Genomic DNA, 20,258 nt, shown 5'->3' on the forward strand with positions numbered 1-20,258 from the left:
CTCGCTTGGTTTGTCCAGGATGCGGCGGCATGCTAGCGGAACCGGCGCCCGCGCCCAGCCCGCTGGCCCGCGCCGCCGGGCACTCCCGAGATCCCGATGACTTCGACCGAACCCTCCCTGCTCGACAGCGCGCAGCAGGCGCTTGCCGGCCAGCAGCCGGCGCAGGCCGCCGTGCTGTTCGAACGCGCCATTGCGGACGATCCGAAGTCGCTGCCGGCGCGCGTGGGCCGCGCGCGCTGCGCGATGTTGCAAGGCGATCCGACGCTCGCGGTGCGCCATCTGGAGGCAGCCGCCGGGATCGACCCGGACAACGCCGCGGTGAAGCGCAGCCTGGGGGTCGCGCTGCTCGCCGCCGGCAGCCTGGATGCCGCGGCCGCCGCACTGGAACGCGCCCGCGCGCTGCAGCCGCGCGATCCGATGACCCGGCTGCACCTGGGCCAGCTGCGCGAGCGCCAGGGCCAGCCGCGCGCCGCCGCGCAGGCCTACTACCGTGCCCTCGTTGCCGCACAGGCGCAGGGACTGTGGCTGGACCGCGCCTCCACCCCGCCGCACCTGCAGCGCGCGGTGCTGCAGGCGATGGACCTGGTCGACCGCGAACGCCGGGCCGCGCTGCACGGCGTGCTGGCGCCGCTGCGCGAACGTCACGGCGCTTCCGCGCTGGCGCGGGTTGCACGCTGCCTGGAGGGCCACCTGAAGACGCTCGCGCTGCAGCCGCTCGATGAGCAGCAGCGCCCGCGCTTCCTGTACTTCCCCGACCTGCCGTCAACCCGCTACTTCGAGCGCAGCCTGTTCCCGTGGATCGATGCCCTGGAAGCCGCGACCGCCGCGGTGCGCGACGAGGCGCAGGCAGTGCTGGCCACCGAGGGCGCGCTGCAACCTTTCCTGAAGTTCGACTCGGCCGAGCAGGTGGGCCAGTACCTCGGCGGTGGCGATGCGCCGCCAGCCTGGGACGCCTTCTTCTTCTGGCGCGACGGCGTGCGCAACGACGCCCACCACGCGCGCTGCCCGCGCACCTCCGCGCTGCTCGAATCGCTGCCGCTGGTGCGCATCCGCGAGCACGCGCCGGAGATCTGCTTCTCGGTGCTGGCGCCCGGCACCCACATCCTGCCGCACACCGGCGTCAGCAATCTGCGCGTGGTGGTGCACCTGCCGCTGATCGTGCCGGCGGACTGCGCCATCGTGGTCGGCGGGGAGAGCCACGCCTGGCGCGAGGGTGAGGTCGTGGTGTTCGACGACACCTTCGTCCACGAAGCCTGGAACCGCGGTTCGAGCCGCCGCGTCATCCTGTTGATGGACACCTGGAACCCGCACCTGAGCGAGGTCGAACGCGAGGCGCTGGCCGAACTGGTCGGGGCGATCGGGGATTTCAACCGGGATTGATGGGAGCGCCGGTCGGCCCGGCCGGTGCGCTTGTTCGCGCATCGAACTGGCGCGTGCCCTTGCCTGTTTTTTGTCCGCAAAGGACGCAGAGGACGCAAAGAGAGCAAGGTCGGCGGCGGGCCTGCGTCCTTTGCGTCCTTTGCGGATAAAATATCTTTTATTTCATTAACTTAGATCGTGTTCGGCGAGAGCGTCGGCGCTCCCGGCTACTCCATCCCGTCCGCAAACATCAGCCCGCCACGGGCCGCGCTCCATTGCTGCACCAGCGCCAACAGCGCCAGCGGGGAGTTGGTCGCCGGTGGTTGCGCCGCCTGCCCGCTGCGGTTGATGCCGTGGCAGCCGTCGCAGGCGCGGATCTCGCCGGGCTGCACGGTCAGCCAGAAGCGCTCGCGCACCACCGGAGTGCCGTCGGCGGCGGTGGTCTGCCAGCTGAGCGCGCGTCGGGTCGGCACGAACATCGCCGTCGAGCCGTCGGAAAAAATGGGCGCGCTGCCCGCCGGGCCGCCGGGATTCGGCAGGTTCTGGCTGGTGGCAGCAGTATCGTGCAGGAAGCGCGGCACCACGCGGCGGCCGGGCCTGGGCGAGGCGGTACCGCCGATGCCACGCACCTGGTCGCCCTGCACTGCCTGGAAATGCACGATGTCGTAGAGCGTGCCGCTGCCGGGCGCGGTCTGCACGCCGCCTGGCACGCGCAGGCGGAAGGGCTGCTGGCGATCGGCCTTGTCGCGGTGCGTGTTGTTGCGCACGCTGAGCACGCCCAGTCCCTGCTGGCGCAGGTAGCGGCGGAAAGTCGACTCGCTGACGCCGGCGCTGGCGAAGGCCTGCTGCTCGGGCGCGCCGAGGGTCGGTTCGGACAGGCTCGGCGGCACGCTGCGCGCGCGCACTTCCACCGGGCTCAGTTCCCACAACTCGCCGCTGTAGCTGACGGCGATATCCGGGTTCCACCAGTTGACGGTCTCGTTGATGCCCGGGGTCAGGTTGGCACCGGCGGTGAGGAAGCCACCGCTCCCATTGGTCATCAGCTTCAGGCGGAAGCGATAGTTCGGCACCGGCGCGGCATTGGTGCCCAGGTTGTCCAGGCCACCTTGCTCGGTGGTGTGCGCCACCACGATGCTGCCGTCGGCGAGCACCAGCGGATTGCGGTAATGCCCGCTGTGGCTGGGCCCGGGCGTGGTCCCGAAGGTGGCGCGCGGCGTCAGGTACTCGATGAGCACATCGTCGGGATTGGTGGTCGGGGTCGCCACCAGGCGCACCAACTGCCCCGCGGCATGGGTGTCGAACTCCGGCGCATCGATGCCGACATAGCGCCCCGGCTGGGTCGGATCCTCGACGATCTGGAACAGGTTCTCGATCGGGTTCGGATTGGTCCGACCGGACACTTCGGAAATGAACTCGACCAGGTTGCTGTCGTTGTTGAACGCGCGGTCGAAATAGGTATGCAGCTCATGCCGGCCGAGATGATTGAGGAACTCCGCCGCGGTGCCATCCTGGGCGATCTGCCACGGGAAGAAATTGTTGAACCGGTGGCCGTTGACGGTGGATCCCTGGGCCGCGACCCGTGGCTCCGGGAAGGGCTCGGTGATCCCGGCGACGACCGCCGCGCCGGCGTCCTCGCTGGCGACATCGAAGTTGCCATAGGGATTGCCGGCCTGGTCGGCCTGCTGGTCGCGCTGCAGGTGGTCCCAGCGGGTGAACAGCAGTCGTCCGTAGCTGTCGACGAAGGGATCGAAGTTGCCGGACGGGGAATGGTCGAGCAGCTTGAGGTCGCCGCTGGCCGGGTCCAGCCGCCACAGGCCGCTGGTGGACGCGGTGGACTCGTACTCGTCGTGTTGCGGGTAGAGGTGCGCGGCGCCGTTGCGCGGACGGTCGGAGGTGAACACGATGCTGCCGTCCGAGAGGTAGGCCGGATTGACGTTGTTGAAACCGGTGGGCTGGTTGGCGACGGGCGTGATCGACACCGTCTGCCCCTGTCCCATACCGGTGACCTCATACAACTGCCAGCGGTAGCTCTGCACCACGAACTGTGCCGGCGGCGCACCGACCACCATCGCGAACACCGCCTTGGTGCCATTCCAGTGCACATGCGGATCGCGCACGGCGATGGCGCTGGCGCCCTGGAATCCGTTCATGCCGAAGCCGGCCTCGGCGGTCAGGTTGCGCAACTGGCCGCTGGGATAGCGGATCCACAGATCGCCACCGCGGTAGACCGAGCCCATGTCTGCCTCATGGTTGGCAAAGGTCGACCCGATGGTGGCGAAATCGAAGGGCACCGGCACCTGGGTGATGAACAGGATCGGGTTCGGCGTGGTCTGCGCCAGCGCAGCGCCGGACAGCAACGACAGGGTGAGCAGCACAACCTTGCGCATGGCGAACTCCGCGGGTGTCACTGACGGTTACGTAAGCTATTCCCGCGGAGGGTCGCCTGAATGCGGCGCAATTCGAATCACCCATGGTATTTCCGACGGACGGTATGTCCGCATCGTCTGCGCACGTCGTTTTGATTCAGGTGAGCCCTGAAGCCCTCACACCGCCGGCGGAGATCAGCCTAGAGGCAACCCGCCGGCTCCTTCGGGACCTTCCCTCCAGACTGGATTCCCCGATGACCCGCCTGCTGCCCCTTGCCCTATTGCTGACGAGTATCTCGATGACCGCCACCGCCCAGGACCCCGCCAGCGCCGACACCTTCGAGCGCGAAATGCTGCAGACCCTGAAAGCCGCGCACGCGGCGAAAAAGAGCGTCTACCTGCACGTCGGCGGGCGGACCATCGGCGGCGCGGTCAAGGCGATCGGCGCGGACGCCGTGATCATCAGCAACCGCGAGCACGCCACCATCATCGTGCGCCGCGAGCGGATCGACGCGATCGAAGCGGACTGAGTGGTCAATTCCACAGCGCGCGCATCGCCGCGATGCCATGCGCGCCGGCGCTTTGCGCCTCCCCAAGATGCTCGGGCCTGACGCCGCCGAGGGCGTAGGTCGGCAGCCAGCTTGCGTGCGCCGCACGCGAGTAACGCGGCCAGCCGAGCGGCTTCACGTGCGGATGCAGCGGCGTCGGGTGCACTGGCGACAAGGTCGCCGCGTCCGCCAGCAGTGCCTCCGCCGTACGCAGTTCGCCCGGCGAGTGGCAGGACGCCAGCACCCATTTCGATTCCGGCAGTGGCCGCGCGTCGAGTTCGCGCAGCTGGCGTGACGACAGGTGCACGCCATCGAACCCCAGCGACCGCGCCAGCTCGACCGCGCCATGGACCAGCAGGACCAGATCGGGGCGCTGCGCGCGGGCGCGCGCCAGGCAGGCCTCCGCCAGCCGCGCCAGCGCCGTGGGCGGCAGCGATTTCGCACGCAGGCTGGCAAGGCCGAGCGCGGGGTTGTCGAGGGCGCGCGCGAAGCGGTCGACAAACTCCTCGGGCCGCGCGGGATCCGGTTCCGGCGTGATCAGGTACTGCCGCGGCAGCGCCAGGCGCGCGCGGATCGGCCGGTCGGGTGCCGGCATCGGGTAGCGGATCAGGTCTGCCGGGCGCACCCAGGCGAGCGCCTGGTGCTCCAGGGCACGCGGCTCGCCGGACCAGTCGCGCACGCAGAAGGCGTGCAGGTTCAGCGCGCGCGGCGCGCCGCGCCAACGGATGAGCGAATGCGCCTCGATGGCGCCCGCCCGGATGCCGAGTTCTTCCAGCAGCTCACGCCGCAGCGCATCCTGCGCCGCTTCGAAGCGAGCGATCTTGCCACCCGCGAATTCCCACTTGCCCGCTTCGCTGCCACCCGGCGCCCGCTGCGCGACCAGTACCCGGCCATCGACATCGCCGAGGATGCCGGCGACCACGGGGAGGGCTCGTTGCGGCATGGTGGGTGGCGTTCGGCGCGGGATTGAAGGGGTGACGATGGCAGTTTCAGTCGCTCAAGGCGCTGCGACGCGGCGCACGCCGGGTGGCTCCGTGGAAGATCGCGGCTGCAGTGGCTCCGATGCAAGCCCGGCGTCGAGCCAGGGCCGCGGTGCCAGATATCGACGGGCTGCCGGGTGACGGCGGCGCCAGCGTCTGCGCGGCCAGCGGCGCGCTCAAGGCGTGGGCAACCTGATCGGCCGGCTGCTCGCGCGGATCGGACTCAGGCGGGCGCCCGCAACAGCGCCGCCACCTCGGCGTCCTCGACCTGGCGGAAATCGCGGTAGAACTGGCCGACCGCCTGGAAACCTGGCGGTGCGGCAAGGCAGACGATGTCGTCCGCATGCGGCCGCACCCGCTCCAGGCTCTCGGGCGAGGCCACCGCGACGGCGCATACCAGGAGCGCAGGATGCTGCGCGCGCACCGCGTGCAGCGCGGCGAGCATGCTGGCGCCGGTGGCCAGGCCGTCGTCGACCACGATCACCACGCGCCCTTCCGCAGCAACCGGTTGGCGTGTGCCGCACCACTGCGCGCGGCGCTCGCGCATGCGCTGCATTTCGCGCTGCACGATCGCATCGATGGTTGCCGGATCGACGGCATACGCGCCGAGCGCCGGCGACAGCCAGCGCCAGCCGCTCTCGTCGACCGCGCCGAGCGCGTACTCCGGGTTGAACGGCGCGCCGATCTTGCGCACCTGCACGATGTCGAGTTCGCCGCCAAGCGCATCGGCGATCACCCGGCCCATCGGCACTGCGCCGCGTGGCAGCGCCAGCACCAGCGGGTGTCGCCCGCGCCATTGCGCCAGGGCCTGCGCCAGCAGCCTGGCAGCGTGCAGCCGGTCGTCGAACGGGAGTTGCACGGACATGCCCGGATCTTATCGCCGCCAACGGCGAATCCCCGTTGACCAGGGTCAACGCCACCACCCCGGCCGCGGCTCAAGCTGCGACCGATACCCGCGATGGCGCGACGGAGGACCTGCGATGAAAACCTGGATTCTGGTGGCCGATACGGCCCGCGCGCGCATCTTCGAAGTCGGCGCGCAGGACGGGCAACTGTTCGAGGTGGGCGGCTATGCCAACCCCGAGGGGCACACCAAGCCGAGCGACATCGGCCGCGACCGGCCGCCGCGCGCGCACGAGAGCGTGGGCAGCACGCGGCACGCCAAGGAACCGCACACCGACCCGCACGACAAGACGGCGCAGAGGTTCGCGCGCGGGCTGGCCGAGGTGCTGGACCATGGCCGCGTCGAGCATGCGTACACGCGCCTGCTGCTGGTCGCGCCGCCGCGCTTCCTCGGCCAGCTCAACGCCGCGCTCGACCACCATGTGGCGCGGCTGGTGGTGAAGACCATCGGCAAGGACTACAGCCGCGCCAGCGCCGCCGAGATCGGCGCGATGCTGGACGCGCACGACTGACACATCAGCCGCTCGGCGGTCGCCGTTCGCTCCAGAGCAGATACAGCCCGCCCGCCACCACGATCCCGGCGCCGGCCAGCACGATCGGTTGCGGCAGGGTGTGCCACAGCAGCCAGTCGAGGCCCAGGCCCCAGGCCAGCGCGGTGTACTCGAAGGGCGCGATCAGCGACGCCTGGCCGCGCTTGAAAGCTTCGGTCACGGCGAACTGACCGACCGATCCGGTCACCGCGATGGCGAGCAGGGTCCAGCCGTGCGCCGATTGCACCGGCTTCCAGTCGCTGCCGGTCAGCGCGGTGGCCCCCAGCGCCACCATCAGCATGAGCCAGAACACCATCGACACCGAACTGTCCGTGCGTCCGAGCACGCGTGCGGTGATCGCGGTGAAGGCATAGCAGGTGGTCGACACCAGGACAGCGACGCCGCCGAGCGAGAACATCTGCGCGCCGCTCGGCCTGAGCACCACCAGCACCCCGATCAGGCCGATGGCGATCGCCCACCAGCGGTTGGCGCCGACCTTCTCGCCGAGGATCGGCGCGGCCAGCGCGGTGATCAGCAGCGGCGCGAAGAAGAAGATTGCATAGGCCTCCGACAGCGGCAGCGTACGCAGCGCGAAAGCGAAACACGCCAGCATCAGGATGCCGAGCGCGCCGCGCAGCAGGTGCAAACCCCAGCGGATGTCGAACAGCCGCGCACGCGTACCGAGCACCGCGGCCCAGACCATGATCACCGGCAGCGAGGCGTAGCCACGCAACGCCGCCACCTGGGTGGCGGGATAGTGCGGCGACAGCAGTTTCAGCGCCGCGTCCATCATCGCGAAAGCGCCGACGGCGATCACCATCATCAGGATGCCGCGCAGGTTGTCGGCGCGCTGGGTCTCGGGGCTCATCGCGATGGCACGGGGTCGGGGCCGCGCAGCATACCCTCGCGGGGTCGACCGGGCAGTTCAACGCGGAGACGCGGAGACGCGGAGGAACACGGAGAACAGCAGAGAGATGCTTTTCTCCACGTCTCTGTGCCCGCGTGCTGAACCTTGAACGCGAAGACGCAGAGACGCAGAGATGAGTGCCTTCTCCTGCTTCTCTCCGCGTCCTCCGCGTCTCCGCGTTGAACCGGTTTCGGCGCCCTAGGCGAACCCGGCGACGACGCTGCAGAAGCGCGCACCGGCGGCGCTGCGCCCGGGGGCATAGTCGTAATCGACACGCAGCACCGGCCCGAGGTGGGTGCGCACCTGCGCCACCAGCCGCTCCGGGGTGTGCGGGCGGACGACCTCGCGGGTGACCAGCGTGCGCCCGCCGAAAGCGCCGCGCATGCGATAGCGCCGCTCGATTCGGTGACAGCCGTCGGCCAGCCGCATGACCCGCTTGTGCCGCACCAGCCATTGGTCGTTCACGCGCCGCGCATAGTCGCGCAGCCAGCCGCTGCCGGCGAGGCGCGGCTGCGGGATGAAGGCGTCGACGACGACGCACGCGCCCTGCCGCAAGGTGGCGCGCAGGCCGGTTGCCAGCGCCGACCAGTCATCCTCGTCCAGCAGATAGGTCGCCAGCGAATACGGCAGCAGCGCCAGCGCGAACTCACCCCGCAGCGCGAGCCGGCGGATGTCCATCCGCAGCAGCGACGCCGCCGGCCCGCAGCGCAGCCGCGCCTGTTGCAGCATCGCGCCGGAACGATCCACGCCCACCGCGTCCACCCCGGCCGCCAGCAGCGCCGCGAGCACGCGCCCGGTGCCACAGCCGAGTTCCAGCACCGGCCCGTCTGCGGCGCGTGCCAGCGCGCGGTACCAGCCGATGTCGTCGAAGGCCATGCTCGCGCCCATGTCGGCGTCGTAGATCGACGCGATGGCGTCGTACGCGGCGCTCATCGGCGCCGCGCCAAGCGGGTCAGCAGGTCCACCCATGGTTGCACGCGCAGGGTCCACGACCACGGCGCGATGGCCGCGCGCGCCTGCGCCTCGGCGCGATGGCGTCGGTCTGGGTCGGACAAAAGCGCGAGGATTGCATCGGACATGCCCGCGACATCGGCGACGCGCACGAGCCCCGACGTATCCAGCGCCTCGAAGCCGCGCGCGCCGCTGCGGGTGCTGACCACCGTGCGGCCGTGCGCCAGCGCCTCGGCAAGTTTCAGTGCGGAGCCCTCGATCTCGCCCTGCGGATTCAGCGCCAGCACCGCGGCGGCGTACTCCGGGGCCGGGTCGACATGGCCATCGACCAGTTCCACGCCCGCAGGTAGCGGCGCCGAGCCCCAGCGCGAGGCGCCGCCGTCCCCGGCCAGCACGCGCACCCGCAGCGACGGGTCGTGCGCACGCAGCGCCGGCCACGCCAGCGCCAGGAAGTCGCGCAGACCGTCGAGGTTCGGCCGGTAGCGCAGCGGCGCGACCAGCAGCAAGGGGCCGTCCTGCGGCGATGGCGCCGCGGCCGCGTCGGGCACGCGCACGCCGTTCTCGACGAGGATTTCGTGCGGATGCTGCCAGTAGCCCAGGTCCACCGCGGTGGTCAGCACCAGCGCGACGACATGGGTCAGCGCGGCGCCGACGCGCGCCTGCGCGGCGGGTGGCAGCGCGCGCCCGGCATCGTGCAGCGTCCACACCACCGGGACATCGCAGGCGAGGCCCTCGATCAAGCCGACGCACTCGACGTGCTCGAAGCACACCACATCCGGCCGCGCCGCCGCAATCAGGCGCTTCAGCTCCGCCCGCAGGCGCGGGTGCGCGTGCGCATCCCAGCGCGCGAGCACCTCATCGCCGACGTCGGGCCGTCCGCCGACCGGGTGGATCGCGCGGAAACACGGGTCGTCGGCGGTCGCCGCCTGCGGCTGCGCGCTGGCCTCGTCGTGCAGCAGGATCCAGTCGATGGCATCGGCGCTGGCGCGCGCCAGTTCGACGATCCGCCGCGCACCGCCATGGCTGGGCGGCAGCACCGCGAACGGCGACACCAGCAGCACGCGCGGGCGCCCGGTGCGCCAGCGCTGCGGGTGCGGATGGCGCTGGTGGTGCAGGTGATCGAGGCAGGCGGCCGCCGCGCTGGCGCGCAGCCGCTGGCGCGCGGCCCGATGTTCGCGATCCAGCGCCCGCCAGAGCGCGCCGAGGCGATCGAGCTTGCCACCGTGCCAGCGCGGCGCGCCAAACAGATCGCCATAGCGCCAGCGCAGGTGCGCCAGGTTGCGCTGCACCACCCGCTCGACGGTGCGCGGCGCCACATAGCGGCCGATGGTCGCCCGATGCGCATGCAGCGCACGCGAGGCCGGGCAGTACAGCACGCTCAGGCCCTCGGCCCAGGCCTGCAAGCCCCAGTCGGCGTCCTCGAAATAGAACGGCGCATAGGCGCGGCTGCGCGCCAGGTAGCGCTTGAGCGGCGCGGCCTGGAACAGCGAGGAGCCGCCGCCGGCGTAAAGGTGTCCGCGCGCCTGCAGGTCGATCGGTTCGCGGTCGTGCAGTTCCAGCTGGCCGTCGGGCGCGCGCGCCGGCACGGTCCAGCCGGTTTCCTCACGCCGCCGGCTGCGGTCGACAAACTCGATCTGGCTGGCGATCGCGAACACGTCCGCGGCGCGCCAGGGCAGCAATTCGGCCAGCGCATCGGGTGCCAGGCGCATGTCGCTGTTGAGCAGGTACAGCCAGGGCTCGGCGCTGGCAGCAACCAGCCGTTCGATCGCGCCGTGGTAGCCGAGCGCGCGCGGATGGAACTGCCACTCCACGTCGGCGTGCCCGGCCTGCAGCTCGCAGTAGTCGGCGGCCGACGCGCCGTTGACCAGCACGCGCACGCGGTGCGGAGTGTCGATGCGCTCGCGCGCGGCGCGCAGCGCGGCCAGTGTGAGCGCCAGCTCGTCGGGCCGCCCGCGCTCCGGGATCAGCACCGCGAAGGGCGCGTCCGCGCTCACCACACCAGCTCCGCGGCGATCAGCGCGAAGCCGAGCTCGCGCACATCGCTGCCGGCGCCGAGTGCCTGCGGACTGCGCGCGCCGGGACAATCGATCTCGACCACGATCTGGTCGCCGCGGGCGGCCGGCAGGGGCAGGCGCAAATCGATGCTCTCCGGCCCGGCGACGGCCTGCTGGTGCAGCGTGTGCCCATCCACGCGAACTCTGAAAGTGGCCGAAGGCGGCGCGTGCGCGAGCAGTCCGCGCAGGCGCAGGTGGCGGCGGAAACGCGGTCGCGGCAGCACCAGCGCGGCGCCGCTGCCGCACCAGCGCGCGCCGCTGCCGTCGTCCGCATGCCAGCCGCGCAGCAGTTGTGCCGCCGGCGGGCGCGCGCCCTCGATGCGGGGCTGCGGGCGGATCGGGCGGTAGGCGGTCTTGTAGACGCAATCGCGGCAGGCCGCGGCCAGTCCGGCCAGGTGCGCCGCGCGAAAGTCGCGATAGGCCTTGCCATGCCAGATCTCGCGCAGGCTGGCGTGCTTCAGATCGCCCAGCGCGGTCTTCTCGGTGACCTCGCAGGCGACCACCCGGCCGTCGGCGAGGACGTGCACGCTGTCGAAGGGACTCTGGTCGCAATCGCCGATGCGCGCGCCGGGCGGCAATGGCCACGGCCAGGGTTGCGGGTGTGCCGCCAGCGACACGTCCGGCTGCAGTTCGAAGGAGGACAGCTGGATCGCCAGCTCCGGCGCCGCCGCGCGCGCGGCGGCGACCGCGCGCGCCAGGCGTGCGCTGAAGCCGGGATCGAGCTGGCCATCGGCGGTGTGCTCGCTGGCCGGTCCCAGCGGCAGAGGATCGCGCCCGATCAAGGGGTGCACCGCCAGCACCGGGATCGCGTGCGCCGCGGCGAAGGTGGCGACCGCGGGCAGCTCGTCGAGGTTGCGATCCATCGCGACGAAGGCCAGGTCCAGTGCGAACGGCCACGGCGCACGCTGGCGCCAGTCCAGTAGCTGGCGGATGCGTGCGTGCATCGCTTCCAGCGAGCCGAAGCGGTAGATCGCCTCGAAGCGCGCGGCGTCCAGGGTGTGCAGCGACACCGTCAGGCGCCCGAGGCCCGCCTCCAGAGCCGCCTGCAGCCGGTCGGGTTTGAGCGAGGCCAGCGCGCTCACCAGTTCAACCTCGGCGCCGGTGCCGGCGGCGAGCGCAACGGCCTCGGCCAGCCGCGGATAGTGGCCGGACTCGCCGGCGTAGTTCAGGCGCCGCATGCGCGGCAGGTCGAGCTCGCCGATCACGCGCCGGTACAGCTCGAAATCCAGATGCTCGCCGGCACCGCGCAGGCTCGCGCGGGTGCAGAACACGCAGTCGAAGGGACAGCGCGAGGTCAGTTCGATCCACAGCACGCGTGGCATCGCGAGCGTGCGCGCGGCGAGCAGGGCGTCGCTCATACCAGGTCCTCCGCGGCCAGCGCCTCGCCGCACCACAGGCTGAGCGCCTGCTCGGCAAACAACGCCGCCCAGGTCGGGCGGGCATCGGCAAAGGGCACGAAGGGCAGGCGGCCGCGCACGTCCACCCGCGCCGCCAGCTCGGCGGCCAGATTCACCCAGTCGGCTTTACGCGGGAAACCCAGCAGCAGCGCGGCACGCAGTGCCTGCGCCAGCACATCGCTGCGGCGGGCGCCGCCGTCCACCGATTCGCAAAGCCGCGCGACGCCGCCGTGCGCCCTGAGCAGGGCGTCCAGCGCCTGCCGCGCGGGCTCGCGCTGGCCGAGCAGCAGCAGGCCCTCGATGGCATAGAGCTGCGGGTGCGCCTCGCGATGCGGCTGCGCCAGGGTCTGCGCGGCCAGCTGCGGCACTGCCGCGGCGGCCGCTTGCGCCACCCCACCGGTCCCGTGGCGCAAGTGCGCACAGGCCTTGAGCAGGAAGGGCCCGAGTTGCCCGGACCAGCGCGGCGGCAGCGCGCCGCGGCCGGCGATCAGGCGACCGTCCTCGAGGTAGCGCCCGAGCGCCTCCCAGACGGAATCGGCGAGTGCCAGCGCGCGCTGCGATTGGCGCGCCAGGCCGAAGCGGCGCAGCCCCAGCCACAGCATCGCGTGATCGTAGAGGTAGTCGGCGCTGGCGTAGGCTGGATCGCTCGCCGCGGCGCCGACGCGGGTGGGCCAGGCGCCGCCGCCCAGGCGCGCGCCAGCGAGCCAGTCCAGCACCGAATCGGCGTGTCCGGCAGCGACGTCCGCCCGCGCGCTCGCCCACTGCAGCCAGTAGCCGGCGATCTCGGGATAGGCGTACAGGGCGCTGCCATCGGCCGCGTGCGCGCCGACCACACCGCGCGGCCAGGCCGCTCCGCCGCGCGCGCCCAGCTCCGCGCGCAGCCGAGCCAGCGCGTCCTCGACAGCGCTGCCGCGCGCCGCGACCGCGTTCACGCGCGTGCCCCCAGCCGTGCTTGCTGCTGCAGCGCAAGCCAGCGCGCGATGGCCTCGGCCGCGCGCAGGCCGGCGTGGCCATCGCCGTAGGGGCTGTCGGCGGCCAGCGGCCACGCCGGCGGCCAATGCGCGACGCCGAGCGCGCGCTCGATCTGCGCATCGAGCTCGCCTGCGGCGAGCGGTTCGATCTGGCGCGCATGGCCGCTCTCGAGCGCTTCCATGCGTTCGCTGCGACGGCGGTAGACCAGCAGCGGCACGCCCAGGTAAGGCAGTTCCTCGGCGGCGCCGCCGGAATCGCTGAGTACCCCGCGTGCATTGCGCGCCAGCGCCAGCCAGCGGCTGCGCTCCAGCGCGGGCAGGCGCGCGATGCCGCTGTCCTCGCCCAGAGCCAGCGACCAGCGCCGCTGCCACCACGCGTTGGGATGCGCCGCCATGCCGATGCGCCAGCCGCCGCGCGCCAGCGCCCGCAGGCCCAACGCCAGGCGGTCGAGCGCGCGGCCGGCGTTCTCGCGCCGGTGCACGTCGACCAGCAGGTCGCAGCGCGGCAGGGTGCTCGCCAGCGCCGGCTGGCGCAGGCCATCCACCGCAGTGCTGCCGATCTGTTCGATGGATTGGGCCGGGACGCCCTCGGCGAGCAGCTGCGCCGCCGCGCGCGCGCTCGGCGCCAGGTGCAGGTCGGCGATGCGCGCGATCGCCCGGCGGTAGGGTTCCTCCGGAAACGGCGAGCGCAGGTCGCCGCTGCGCAGCCCGGCCTCCAGGTGCACCAGCGGCAGGCCGGCCGCGCGCGCTGCCTGGGCGCCGGCGTGCGCGCTGGCGGTGTCGCCCTGGACCACCACAGCGCGGGGCCGGCAGCGATGCAGGAACACGGCCAGCGCCATCTGCAGCGCGCGGTCGAGTTCGCCTCGACGCAGCGGATGCGCCGGCGGCGGCAGCCGCTGCCACGGCCAGTGCGCGGCGTCGGCGGGCACCTCGGGCTGCTGTCCGGTCCAGCACCAGCGCAAGCTGCCGCGCCAGGCCTGCGCCAACGGCGCCAGCTTCAGTGCTTCCGGCCGGGTGCCGGCGATCAACAGCAAGTCGCAGGGCGGAGCGATCGACACGGCGGGCGACGCACAGGGAGGAGGAATCGTCGACACTGCGTGAAAGCCCGAGTTCCGGCCCGTGTCCAAGGTCACGGGGCAGAAGGGCCGTTCAGGCGGTCGGATCGGGCAGCGGAACCCGTTCGGCCGGCGGGAACTGCACGTGGTAGCCGATGCCGGCGATGTTCTCCAGCACCCGCCGCGCGTCTTCCCGCGCGAGCCTGCGCTCAGGCGTCAACTCGAAACGCAGCGCTTCGCTCAAGGGACCGAGCGCCTGCTGCAGCGGCGGCGGCAGCTTCGCCAGCGCCGCGGCATCCGCCACGTAGACATAGGTGTCCGGGCGGCGCGAGCTGCGGTAAACGATGCAGTGCATGGGGTCGGGGCCTGGCAGCGGATCCCCGATTATCGCCCGGCCCCGCTGCTCGCGGGACCGGGCTATGTGGGGCTCAGAAGCGTACGACGCCGGAGACGGAGTAGGTATCCACCAGGTCCGAGAGATCGGCCGCGAGGTCCAGCTGGAACTTCTGGAAGGACCAGCCCAGGCCCACGCTGTAGTGCATCTCGTCGTCACCCTCCGGATACAGCACCGCCGCAAGGCAGGCGTTGAAGGTGTCCGGATTGCAGTTCGCCGGTGCCTGGCCATCGAAGGCCAGGCGGTGGTCCGGGTCGCGCCAGATGCCGCCACGCAGGAACATCGGCGTGGCCATTTCCAGGAAGGCGTACTCCACACCGAGGTGGATCTCGGTGCCGTCGTCGATGCTGAGCGGGGTGTCCGGGTTGGCGAAGATCGACTCGATGCCATCCGACAAGCGGCTGTATTCGATGCGGTTCACGTCGAGCGTGAACAGCAGCGCATCGCTCGGGCGATAGGTCAGCCCCAGGCTGAACACGTTCGGCACTGAGAATTCAGGTTCCAGATCCAGCCGCAAGGTGGTCCCCGTCACCACGTTCGAGGCGTCGTACTCGAAGTCACCGCCGGTGCGGTAGGCCAGGCCCAGGTTCCATTGCGGATTGATGTTCCACAACGCGCCCAGGGTGTAGACGATGTCGTTGTCGCTGCCATCCTGGCGCTGTTGGTTGAATGGCGTGTTCTCGTCGCCGAAGAAGCGCGCGGTGTAGGAGGAAATCGAGAAATCCGAATAGGCCACGCTCAGGCCCAGCGAAAAGGTGTCGCTGACCTTGTAGCCCACCGAGGCGCCGAGGTTCTCCACGCTGTAATCCAGCTGGGTGGATTTGCGCAGCGCCTGGTCGGTGCCATTGCCGTTGGCATCCACGAATTCGATCGCAGCGCCGTCGAAATCCGTTTCCAGGTCGCCCACGCGGTGATAGTAGAGCGCGAAAGTGGCGCGTTCGGTCGGGATCACCCACGAGGCGAACACCGGGCGCGTCACCGTGTCGGATGCGCGTCCGGTGCCCACATTGCTGGTGTCGAAGGGGTTGTTGCTGACCGTTCCCCCGGACGGGAACGGCGTGTCGAACCCGGTATGGCGCACTTCCAGTCCGAATTCCTGGGTGCGCAGGATGGTCAACCCGGCGGGATTGGCGTAGGTCGCCGTGGCATCGTCGGCCAGGCCCGTGAAGGCGCCGCCCAGCGCCAGCGAGCGCGCGCCAGGATTCGAGAAGTTGAACTGCACACCGGTGTTCACTTCGTCATCGGTGATCGCGAATGCCAGCGCGGGCGCCAGGGTCAGCGCAGCCAGCAGTGCACGGGCAAGATGGGTATGGCGCATGGGATTCCCTCGTTTGGTCCGGACTTGCCGGTGTGATCGTCGCGGCAGTCTGCGAGCGCTTGCCGGTGGCGTCAATCGTCACATTCATTGGCATTGGCCTCGATGGCCGACCTGCGGGGCGTGTCCCGCCATCCGCCGGAAACTCGCCCCGGCTGTCATTGCCGGCGCGTAAACTGGTATCCGCAGCACACGGCAATCCTCCACGGGAGGTTTCATGCGCGGCATGCGGCAGGTGTGGACTTGGGTGTGCGGACTGGCGATGGCAGTCGCGGCGCAGGCAGGGGATCTCCGGGAGGCGGTGCCGCCCGGGCACGCCGATGCGGCGATGGAGGGCTCCCGGGTAGCCCAACGCGCGCTGCGCCCCGCGCGAACCAAGCTCTTCGGAGCGCCTCGTGGCTGCAATGGTTTCGTCTACGCGATGGTCACCGCGCCCTCGGGCCTGGTCTATCTCGGCGGCGATTTCTCGGCCTGCGAGGATGTCCTGGCGTCGAATGTCGCCGCCTACGATCCGCGCACGCGGCAGTTCCTTGCGCTCGGTTCCGGCACCGCCAACGGGGTCAGCGCCGGGGCTTTCGGCGGGGTGTATGCGCTGGCGCTGCAGGGCAGCGATCTGATCGTCGGCGGCTCGTTCACGGCGGCTGGCGGCGCGCCAGCGGACAGTATCGCGCGCTGGAACGGCAGCGCCTGGTCGACCCTGGGCAACGGTGAGGTGCAGGGCGTCGCCGGCCTGGTCTACGACCTGGCGGTCAACGGGGCCGATCTCTACGCTGGCGGCCTGTTCAGCAGCGCCGGCGGGGTACCGGCGGCGAGCATCGCACGCTGGGATGGCAGCGCCTGGACCGCGCTCGGCGGCGGGGTCGGCGGGCGCGATGACGCCTCGGTCTATGCCTTGCAGTGGACGGACGGCGCGCTCTTCGTCGGCGGCCTTTTCACCCAGGCGGGCGGGGCGCCGGCGAGCAACATCGCGCGCTGGAGCGGGAGCGCCTGGAGCGCGCTCGGTGCGGGCACGGACGGCCCGGTGAACACGCTCGCGGCCTTCGGCAACGAGATCTATGCCGGTGGCCAGTTCGCCAACGCTGGCGGGCAGGCCGCGAATGCGCTTGCGCGCTGGAATGGCACGGCCTGGCGGGTGGTGGGCACGGCCGCAGCGCACGGCGTCAGCGGCGGCGTGCTCCAGTTGCTGGTCTCCGGCAGCGAACTTTACGTCGCCGGCTTCTTCGTCCAGGCCGGGGACCAGCCCGCAAACAACACGGCGCGCTGGAACGGCAGCGTCTGGGCGTCGTTGGGCAGCGGCGATGCGAATGGCACCAGCCGCACGGTGTGGGCGCTGGCGCAGGGATCGGACGGGCTCTACGTCGGCGGCGAGTTCGACGCCGCCGGCGGCCAGCCGGCGAGCTTCATCGCCAGCTTCGACGGCAGCGGCTGGCGTGCGCCGGGCAGCGGGGTCGGCAATGGCGTGAACAATACGGTCGATGCCCTGGCGATCTCCGGCAACGATCTGTACGTCGGCGGCGCCTTTACCCAGGCGGCCGGCGCACCGGCCAACCATGTCGCGCGCTGGAATGGCAGCGTCTGGAATTCACTCGGCAGCGGCACGGCCAACGGCACCGACGCGCGCGTGCTGGCGCTCGCGGTGCAGGGCAGCGAGCTGTATGCCGGCGGCTATTTCGGCAACGCCGGTGGCGAGCCGGCGGCGTTGATCGCGCGCTGGAACGGGAGCGCATGGTCCACCCTCGGCAGTGGCGTCGCCGGGCGCTTTCCGAGCGTGCTGGCGATCGAACCGGTCGGCAGCGATCTGTACGTCGGCGGCGAGTTCACCGTCGCTGGCGGCCAGCCCGCCAACAAGATCGCGCGCTGGAACGGCAGCAGCTGGTCGGCGCTCGGCAGCGGCGCCGCCAACGGCGTCAGCGACACCGATTTCATCCCGATCACCGCGATCAAGGCGCTCGGCAGCGACCTGATCGTGGCCGGCGATTTCACTACCGCAGGCGGCCAGCCGGCCAATCGCGTCGCGCGCTGGAACGGCAGCGCCTGGTCCGCGCTCGGCAGCGGCATGAACAACATCGTCTATGCGCTGGCGGTGATCGGCTCGGATGTCTACGCCGGCGGCGGCTTCAGCGAGGCCGGCGGCCAGCCGATCCAGGGCGTGGCGCGCTGGAATGGCAGCGCCTGGCAACCGCTGGGCACGCTGGAGCTGAACGGCGTCAACGGCACCGTGCGCGCGCTGGCCGTCAGCGGCAGCGAGCTCTACGTCGGCGGCAGTTTCACCACTGCCGGCGGGCAACCGGCCAACGGCCTGGCACGCTGGGACGGCAGCGCATGGCACGGGCTGGCGGTGGACGCCCCGCCACAGGTGGTGCGCGCGATGGTGGTCGATCGCGGCTCGCTGTACGCGGGCGGCGCCGGCCTGAGCCAGACGCCGCTGCCGGACCTGCAGAGCCGATCCCTGGCGGGCAGCGCGGCCGACGGCGCCAGCAGCGAGCCCGTGACCTCGCGCAGCGGCGGCAGCCTGGCCTTCGCCTCGCTCGCGTCGAACCTGGTCGCGGGAGATGGCAACGGGCGCAGCGACATCTTCCTGCGTGATCCGGCGAGTGGCGCCACGCTGCGCGCCAGCGCGCTGGCCGAAGCGATCAACGGCGGAGCGGCCGAGTCCTTCTCCGAGCCGGCGCTGTCGGCCGACGGTGCGCGACTGGCCTATCGCGGTTCGTCCGGCCAGCTGTACGCGAACATCGGCGGCAGTGCGCGGGTGCTCAGCCGCAGCGCCGCGGGCGTGCCCGGCAATGGCGCCTCGGGCAGGCCAATGCTGCCGGGCAACGGCGCGCTGGCCTTCTTCGAGTCGCAGGCGAGCAATCTGCTGGCAACCGCCGATGGCAATGGCGCGGTCGCCGACATCTTCGTGACCGACCTGGCGACCGGCGCGGTCACCCTGGTCTCGCGCGGGCCCGCGGGCGAGCCAGCCGACGGCCCCAGCAGCGCGCCGTGGGCCTCACAGGACGGCCAGACCATCGCCTTCTCCACCCTGGCCAGCAACATCGTGCCGGGCAGCGCGGCGCAGCCGGGGCTCAAGGCGGGCACGGTGCAGCAGGCCACGATCATGCGCGGCGGTGGCTTCGGCCAGAGCCGCTTTTACGTCAGCCGCAACCTGGCCACTGGCGAACTGGGCAACGGGCACTCGACCAACGTGCGGGTCACGCCGGACGGCAAGTACGGCGTGTTCGAATCGCTGGCGAGCAACCTGGTGCCCGGCGACAGCAATAACGCCGCCGATGTCTTCCGCTTCGAGATTTCCGGCAACCAGCTGGTGCGCCTGGAGCGGGTGTCGACCTCGCGCTACGGCGAGCAGGCCAACGCCGCCAGCCGCAATCCGACGATCTGCGACGACGGCCAGTTCGTCGGCTTCGAGACCGACGCCAGCAACCTGGTCGAACTGGACCGCAATGGCACCAGCGACATCCTGGTCAAGTGGCTGGTCACCGGCGAGGTGGTGCGCCTGTCGCGCACCGCGGACGGCAACCAGCCCAACGGTGCCAGCGGCGGCGCATCGATCAGCGGCGACTGTTCCAGCATTGCATTCGCTTCCGCTGCCAGCAACCTGGCGCCCGGCGACGGCAACGGCGCGCCCGACGTGTTCAGCGTGGCCCTGCGCGAACGTGCCCCGACGCTGGTCAGCGGCCCGCAGGACGAGCCCGCGCTGACCGGCTTCGCGCTGCCGGCGCCGGATCCCGCCAACGCCAGTTGCCCGGCCGGCTTCTTCATCGCCGCGGTGGACGACGGTCCGGGCCAGGGATTGACCCCGGGCATCTTCGGCGTGGAACTGTTGCTGGACGCTCCGGGCACCCGCGTGCTGGCCGGTGGTCTCAATTTCGGCGGCCTGATCGATGCCGGCCAGGTCGGTTTCGCCGGGTTCAACTTTCCCAACGCGGCGACCGAGCCGCAGCGCTTGAACCTGCGGGTTACCGGCAGCCCGGCGGATGACAGCGCGGGCAGCCTGCAGGTGCTCATCCGCATCGCGCGGCGCACGGCCAGCTCCAGCGAAACGGTACTCGAGCAGACCGCCCAGATCTCACTGGCGAGCGCATTCCAGCGCGAGATCGACCTGCCGCCAGGCTTTTACGAGGCGACCGTAGGCGCGACCAGCGGCAGCCCCGGCGGCGCACCAGAGGGGCAATTCTTCTTCGCGCTCAGCACCAGCTTCGTTGACCGTCCGGGCGGCGGCTTTCAGGGTGGCGCGGTGGTCGGCGGTTACCACGCAACGCATCCCTTCGGCGGGGTCAGCGGATTCGCCGCGTTCTGCATCGCCACCCCGCACGCGACCAGCATCCGCGTGCTGTCTCGCCCGAGCTACGGTCCGGCCGGCGCGCAGGACCTGCGTCTCAAGCTGCGCGACGCGCAACAACGCGAACTGGTGGTGGTGCCTGCCGGTTGATCCAGGCATGTGATCCCGGTCGCGAATCCGCCGTGTGCAGGCGGCGTGAAGGCCCCGCAAGGCCCCGAAACAGCGTTTGTGCAAATCAAACGCCGCTGG

General features: G+C 71.2%; 15 protein-coding genes. 4 read left to right on the forward strand and 11 right to left on the reverse strand.

Annotated elements, in window-relative coordinates; translation table 11 throughout:
* Positions 1-96 precede the first annotated feature (96 nt).
* Complete coding sequence (locus tag IPK27_11250; protein MBK8068168.1) at positions 97-1,380, forward strand: aspartyl/asparaginyl beta-hydroxylase domain-containing protein; 1,284 nt, start codon at positions 97-99, stop codon at positions 1,378-1,380.
* A gap of 206 nt (positions 1,381-1,586) precedes the next feature.
* Here the strand turns inward: IPK27_11250 and IPK27_11255 are convergent, their stop codons facing one another.
* Positions 1,587-3,746, reverse strand: a complete 2,160-nt coding sequence (locus tag IPK27_11255) for a PD40 domain-containing protein (GenBank protein ID MBK8068169.1) — start codon at positions 3,744-3,746, stop codon at positions 1,587-1,589.
* Between the two features lie 233 nt (positions 3,747-3,979).
* Here IPK27_11255 and IPK27_11260 point away from each other — a divergent pair, with 233 nt between their 5' ends.
* Positions 3,980-4,255 carry a hypothetical protein gene (locus IPK27_11260; GenBank protein MBK8068170.1) on the forward strand — a complete coding sequence of 92 codons (276 nt, stop codon included), beginning with the start codon at positions 3,980-3,982 and terminating at the stop codon, positions 4,253-4,255.
* 4 nt (positions 4,256-4,259) lie between these two features.
* On the opposite strand, the gene IPK27_11265 is transcribed toward IPK27_11260, so the two are convergent.
* Positions 4,260-5,216, reverse strand: a complete 957-nt coding sequence (locus tag IPK27_11265; protein ID MBK8068171.1) for a Nudix family hydrolase — start codon at positions 5,214-5,216, stop codon at positions 4,260-4,262.
* Positions 5,217-5,476: 260 nt separating this feature from the next.
* Entirely contained in the window at positions 5,477-6,118 is a 642-nt protein-coding gene (locus IPK27_11270) for a phosphoribosyltransferase (protein MBK8068172.1), read from the reverse strand.
* Between the two features lie 115 nt (positions 6,119-6,233).
* Between IPK27_11270 and IPK27_11275 the strand changes: the two genes are divergently transcribed.
* Positions 6,234-6,668 carry a host attachment protein gene (locus IPK27_11275; GenBank protein MBK8068173.1) on the forward strand — a complete coding sequence of 145 codons (435 nt, stop codon included), beginning with the start codon at positions 6,234-6,236 and terminating at the stop codon, positions 6,666-6,668.
* A gap of 4 nt (positions 6,669-6,672) precedes the next feature.
* Here IPK27_11275 and IPK27_11280 read toward each other — a convergent pair whose 3' ends face one another.
* The 8 genes from IPK27_11280 to IPK27_11315 all read right to left on the reverse strand — a co-directional run bounded on the left by IPK27_11280 (position 6,673) and on the right by IPK27_11315 (position 15,733).
* A complete protein-coding gene (locus IPK27_11280; GenBank protein MBK8068174.1) occupies positions 6,673-7,506 on the reverse strand; it encodes a DMT family transporter in 834 nt (277 codons plus the stop codon).
* Between the two features lie 285 nt (positions 7,507-7,791).
* A complete protein-coding gene (locus tag IPK27_11285; protein MBK8068175.1) occupies positions 7,792-8,526 on the reverse strand; it encodes a class I SAM-dependent methyltransferase in 735 nt (244 codons plus the stop codon).
* On the reverse strand, positions 8,523-10,538 hold the full coding sequence (locus IPK27_11290; protein ID MBK8068176.1) for a glycosyltransferase: 2,016 nt from the start codon (positions 10,536-10,538) through the stop codon (positions 8,523-8,525). The genes IPK27_11285 and IPK27_11290 overlap by 4 nt, the downstream gene beginning before the upstream one ends.
* Complete coding sequence (locus IPK27_11295) at positions 10,535-11,956, reverse strand: SPASM domain-containing protein (protein MBK8068177.1); 1,422 nt, start codon at positions 11,954-11,956, stop codon at positions 10,535-10,537. Before IPK27_11295 ends, IPK27_11290 begins: the two co-directional genes overlap by 4 nt.
* Positions 11,953-12,927: a hypothetical protein gene (locus IPK27_11300; GenBank protein MBK8068178.1), complete on the reverse strand. Its 975-nt coding sequence runs from the start codon at positions 12,925-12,927 to the stop codon at positions 11,953-11,955. The genes IPK27_11295 and IPK27_11300 overlap by 4 nt, the downstream gene beginning before the upstream one ends.
* A complete protein-coding gene (locus IPK27_11305; protein ID MBK8068179.1) occupies positions 12,924-14,024 on the reverse strand; it encodes a UDP-N-acetylglucosamine 2-epimerase in 1,101 nt (366 codons plus the stop codon). Before IPK27_11305 ends, IPK27_11300 begins: the two co-directional genes overlap by 4 nt.
* Positions 14,025-14,115: 91 nt before the next feature.
* Complete coding sequence (locus IPK27_11310; GenBank protein MBK8068180.1) at positions 14,116-14,376, reverse strand: YcgL domain-containing protein; 261 nt, start codon at positions 14,374-14,376, stop codon at positions 14,116-14,118.
* Between the two features lie 73 nt (positions 14,377-14,449).
* A complete protein-coding gene (locus tag IPK27_11315) occupies positions 14,450-15,733 on the reverse strand; it encodes an outer membrane protein transport protein (protein ID MBK8068181.1) in 1,284 nt (427 codons plus the stop codon).
* A gap of 214 nt (positions 15,734-15,947) precedes the next feature.
* On the opposite strand from IPK27_11315, the gene IPK27_11320 reads away from it, so the two are divergent.
* Entirely contained in the window at positions 15,948-20,159 is a 4,212-nt protein-coding gene (locus tag IPK27_11320) for a hypothetical protein (protein MBK8068182.1), read from the forward strand.
* The last annotated feature ends 99 nt before the right edge of the window (positions 20,160-20,258 follow it).

The organism is Rhodanobacteraceae bacterium (assembly GCA_016713135.1).
In the GTDB taxonomy this organism is placed as follows: domain Bacteria; phylum Pseudomonadota; class Gammaproteobacteria; order Xanthomonadales; family SZUA-5; genus JADKFD01.